Origin of the sequence: Streptococcus sp. WM07, assembly GCF_004570525.1 — a bacterium.
GTDB lineage: Bacteria > Bacillota > Bacilli > Lactobacillales > Streptococcaceae > Streptococcus.
The window spans coordinates 1-861 of the sequence record NZ_SPPZ01000126.1; the positions used below are offsets into that span (position 1 = coordinate 1).

An 861-nucleotide genomic window follows, 5' to 3' on the forward strand; every position below is an offset into this window, starting at 1 on the left:
TAGACTTCCTGCGAAACGTTTATAGCCTTTCAAAATTGATAATACCAGCAATCAAGTTCATTCTTAAACCAAATCGTTTCTTACGATTGCGGTAAGTTGTTGAAAAGATGTTAAACACTTTGAACTTTGCAAAAATATTCTCAACCTTAATTCTCCGTGAAGATAAGTCTCGATTGTAAGATTTATCTCCCTTTGTTAAAGGATGGTACCTACTGGATTTTATAGGAGTTTTAGCTTGAGGATAGAGCTTCATAAGTCCTTGATAGCCACTATCTGCCAATATTTCCCTAGCTTTAGATAAATCCCGTCTACTCTTTCTAAAAAGCTTCATATCGTGGCAGTAATCTAGCTGAACATCTATAAAAAGAATTTTCCCTTGTCCAGTTATGATTACTTGGACTTTACCTACATGTAATTTCTTTTTTCCAGAGTAGTTTAACTTTTGTTTTTTTTGGGACGTTGAATTTTCACTTCTGATGCATCAACTATGATAGTATCGGTATCCTTTACTTTTCCTTTTTCAATAGTGAAACCACTTTGAACTAAGACTTCTTCAACCCAATGACTACGACGAATAAGGTTGCTTTCATGTACACCAAAATCAGCTGCAATTTGTTCATAAGTGCGATATTCACGTAGGTATTGAAGAGTAGCTATTAGGATATCTTCTAAACTCATTTTGGGAGTCCGACCACCTTTAGAGTGTTTGGCTTGATAAGCAACTGTCAAGATTTCTAGCATTTTGTCAAAAGTTCTTCTCTCAACACCAACTAGGCGTTTAAAGCGTAAATCGGAAAGTTTTTTACTGGATTCATAATTCATGCTTCTATTTTATCATATCCTTGTTTCGCAGGAAGTCTA

The 861-nt window shown here is 35.0% G+C and carries 1 protein-coding gene; it reads right to left on the reverse strand.

Translation table 11 applies throughout. The features are described from left to right. Positions 1-19 precede the first annotated feature (19 nt). Positions 20-822 (reverse strand): IS5 family transposase gene (locus tag E4T71_RS08710; RefSeq protein ID WP_135038939.1). Its coding sequence is split into 2 segments (ribosomal slippage): positions 20-451 and positions 454-822, totalling 801 coding nucleotides; the frame shifts between segments, so codons are not numbered across the junction. Positions 823-861 lie beyond the last annotated feature (39 nt).